The following is a 3,875-nucleotide window of genomic DNA, read 5'->3' on the forward strand; positions in this document are numbered from 1 at the left end:
TAAGAATGTTTTTTTCATATTGTTATTCCTCCTCGTTGTTTATCTTACATATCCACTATAACATCTCTTTTTTGTCATATTTCTGGTTCGAATTTCCAATATAAATGAAAGAATAGTTAAAAAACTGACAAAACATTGAGAGGTCAAGGCTGAGCGATAAGTATAAAGGTTTACGTGCATATGTTTAAATACCATATATAAACATAAAAGATAAATATTACATTGATATAAGTATTGACAACTTTTTATATTGCTCTATTTACTACAATTTTATTACAGCTTATTACATAATTTTGATGATATATAACAAATTTGTAAAAATTGATGTGAAGGGACACATTTAATTTTCCTGTATTTTGGTATATATGGATATAACATCCATATCGTACTCTTATTTAATCCGATTTAAGATTCTCAATAAACATATTTAGCTAAGTGGGTCAAAAAGAACCTATCAATTTTCCAACACAAATCGTTTCATCCCGTAAATCGAAGATGAATGAACAGAGAAATATAGATATAAAAGTATCGGTTTTTTTTCTTATCAAATTTGATTAGCATAGAGGTGTCTTAAAAGTATAAATGCACACTTTGAGACACGTCTTTTAATTGATAATTACTAGTTTTAGCTAACTATATTAAAAGAATCTTAAGAAGTTCTTCATAGTTATATAAGCTTATAGTTAATAAATATCCAGTATATTAGTAGTAACTTAATGATAACATTTGCTGAATGATTGACCCATTGAACAATATTTACAAATACTTATTTCAGAGGAGGAAACAGAAGTTGCTTGAGTGGGGATATTTTTTAGTTTTAATATTATGTCTAGGTGCTGCAGCTGTACATGTGGTCGTTGACCCTATTTATGAAGATAATAAAAGAAATCAACCAATAAATGAAAATAATAATGTTGTCGTCAAAGTAGACGATATCAATACACATAAAAACTTAGTAGAACAAAGATTAACTAAAAGACTCATTTATCAGGGAGATTTACTCCTAATCAATTCTCAATACCCTGTTCGTGAAGAGAGTGTAAGATCAGATATTGTGAAATTATTCAAGTATAAAGAATTAAAGCAGGGATATAGATTACGTAATAGTAAAATTCAATTGTCTAGAGATGTAGCACAAAGGTTTTCGCAAATGGTATATTCCGCTAAAAGAGATGGTGTGCGGAATTTCACAATTAATAGTGGTTTTAGAGGGCTTGATGAGCAAAATAGACTATATAAAGAGATGGGACCTACCATTGCAATGCCACCAGGTTATAGCGAACATAATGTTGGCTTATCACTTGATGTGGGTTCAACTAAAACGAAAATGATTCATGCAGCTGAAGGAAAATGGATTGAAAAAAATGCTTGGCGATTTGGTTTTATTTTACGCTATCCAAAGGATAAGACTGAAATTACAGGTATACAATACGAACCGTGGCATATTCGTTATGTCGGTTTACCACACAGTGCAATAATGTATGATAATAATCTTGTTTTAGAAGAATATTTAGATTATTTAAAAGAAGAGAAGGTCGTTTCTGTTATTGTGAATGGACAAAGTTATACTGTTTATTATTACCATATCACACAAATGAGCTCCGTAAATTTTCCACAAAACAAACGATATGAGCTCTCAGGGAATAATGTAGATGGTATAATCGTGACGGTATACGAACAAGAGATGGTAGTATAATTTATCACAAATGTTTTTTCACTTTTACATTGTTTCATACTTTACGAAATTAAAATAGAAAATATGATGACAAATTAAACAATTAAGGAGAGTGTTATGGTGAAAAAGTTAACTGTAGTATTCACGATTATTATTATCGCAGTAGCTAGTAGTAAATATGTTTACAATAGGTTCTTTTCGTAACTTCGTTGCTTTTTTACTATTAACAGACAGTATAGTGAGATTTAAGAAAGCTTAATAATTTTAAAATAACAAAAACACCATATACGTACTGTATAGCTGAAAATGAAAAGAAACAATTAATGTGAAAAACAGACTTACAAAGCAAGCGTCTTAAAATATGATAAACGTTAGATAGAATTTAACGATATAATATGACATAAGCAATTCCTTCATGTAAAAGGCAATTGCTTTTTGTTTTGTAATTCAATGTAAATTATTGTTGGAGGCTCTCAATATGGAATAATGTGGATTATTATTGGAAATTATACTATATTATTATTAAGTAGACTGAAATGATAGATACTTAACATTGAAAGATAAAAATATATAATATATGGCTGTCTTTGCATGTGTAGTACTACATATATACACGTATAAAATTAGATGTCGTAAATCTCTTCTGCTATAAAGCGATGGCTGTTTCATAAATTCACGTCTTAACCCTCTAAGCCAGAACAATAGGACAAAAGTTTACGAAAGCCTCTTTTCGTAAACTTCTGTCTTATTGAGACTTATTTAGAACAGCATTAATTATTTAGTGCCACAAAAGCTTGGTTTATACGTATTTAGTTCTTTGTACGGAAAGCAACAATCAATGCGAAAACAACTTTTTTAAAAAGACTTTAATATATTTGAGTCGTATATGTTGACAAATAAATCGCTATATCAATGTCGAGCTAAAGATTTGAATAATTTAGTATGAAAAAGTATTGTTTATAAAATTTATGAAAATAGAGGGAGGTTTCATGAAAATTCTATTGAGGATTATTTCTATAGTTTGTTTTCTTTATGCTTTATCAATGATTTATATCAATGGTCATCTTGATATTATAACGGCTTTTTTATCGATTTTAGCAATTATTTTATTATTGAGCTCTTTTTATTACAAACAAGTGTTGTTTTATATTTCTAAAAGAAAAAAGCTTAGTTTTTTACTTTATTTATTTTTAGGGCTCTTTATATTAATGGGCTTAACGTTCGAAATTCTTATGTATAAAGCACAAAATGATTCAATTCCTGAAGATATTGATTATATTATGGTTCTTGGTTCGGGTTTAAAAGATGGTAAACCATCAGCAACATTACAAAATAGATTGAATACTGCTTTGGATTTTATGAAAGAGTATCCCGACATAAAGGTAATTACTACTGGGGGAACTGGTATCGGTGAAGTAAGATCTGAAGGAGAAGCTATGGAAGAATATCTAATATCCTTAGGAGTTGAAGAATCATTAATTATTCCCGAAACAGACGCAACGAGTACATTTGAAAACTTACTCTACTCCAAAGGGTTAATAGATGATTTTGAAAATAACAATCGCATAGCTATAGTAACTAGTGACTTTCATTTGCTTCGTGCAAAAATGTTAGCAAAACGTCTAGACTATGATCCATACGGAGTTTCTGCTAAAACCCCATTATATGAGACAGTCTACTCGCATATTAGAGAATATGCAGCACTTGTCAATTCGTTTTTCTTTAATAAGCAATAAAGCTGCTATGTTGATATATTTAAACAAACTCGTTTTATTTACGAAATAGTGGATTGCGAACTCAAGTAACAACAGTGAATACTGAAACAACTCCAAATAAAATAAAAAATGAGCTATTCTATGACAAAATAGAACAGCTCATTTTTTTAAATAGTTTGCTAGCTTAGTTGTTTCATTATTTACCAATGAACATTTGAGTCCAATAGTTTCCTTGTTCAACATAACCAACACCAATATGAGTGAAGCTAGAATTTAAAATGTTTTTGCGATGACCTTCACTATTCATCCAAGCATTCACAACTTCTTGAGGTGTTTTTTGACCGTAAGCAATATTTTCTCCAGCTGATTTATATGTGATACCGAACTTTTTCATCATATCAAAAGGTGAGCCGTAAGTTGGGCTATTATGGTCAAAATATTTGTTAGACTGCATATCAGCAGATTTAGTACGTGCTACTTTACTT

The 3,875-nt window shown here is 29.7% G+C and carries 3 protein-coding genes; 2 read left to right on the forward strand and 1 reads right to left on the reverse strand.

All coding sequences use genetic code 11. From position 1 onward, the window contains the following. Positions 1 to 790 precede the first annotated feature (790 nt). Both SLH52_RS23120 and SLH52_RS23125 read left to right on the forward strand, forming a co-directional pair. Positions 791 to 1,696 carry a D-alanyl-D-alanine carboxypeptidase family protein gene (locus tag SLH52_RS23120; RefSeq protein ID WP_413785583.1) on the forward strand — a complete coding sequence of 302 codons (906 nt, stop codon included), beginning with the start codon at positions 791 to 793 and terminating at the stop codon, positions 1,694 to 1,696. A gap of 968 nt (positions 1,697 to 2,664) precedes the next feature. Next, positions 2,665 to 3,411: a YdcF family protein gene (locus tag SLH52_RS23125; RefSeq protein ID WP_320211554.1), complete on the forward strand. Its 747-nt coding sequence runs from the start codon at positions 2,665 to 2,667 to the stop codon at positions 3,409 to 3,411. A gap of 175 nt (positions 3,412 to 3,586) precedes the next feature. Here SLH52_RS23125 and SLH52_RS23130 read toward each other — a convergent pair. Further along, the coding region (locus SLH52_RS23130) for a CAP domain-containing protein (protein ID WP_320210256.1) at positions 3,587 to 3,875 on the reverse strand (289 nt) is incomplete at its 5' end.

This window comes from Cytobacillus sp. IB215665 (assembly GCF_033963835.1).
In the GTDB taxonomy this organism is placed as follows: Bacteria; Bacillota; Bacilli; order Bacillales; family SM2101; genus Nanhaiella.

What these genes read in the sequence shown, in the direction of transcription:
- SLH52_RS23125 (WP_320211554.1), top strand. Translation starts at nt 2,665, where the DNA reads ATGAAAATTCTATTGAGGATTATTTCTATAGTTTGTTTTCTTTATGCT.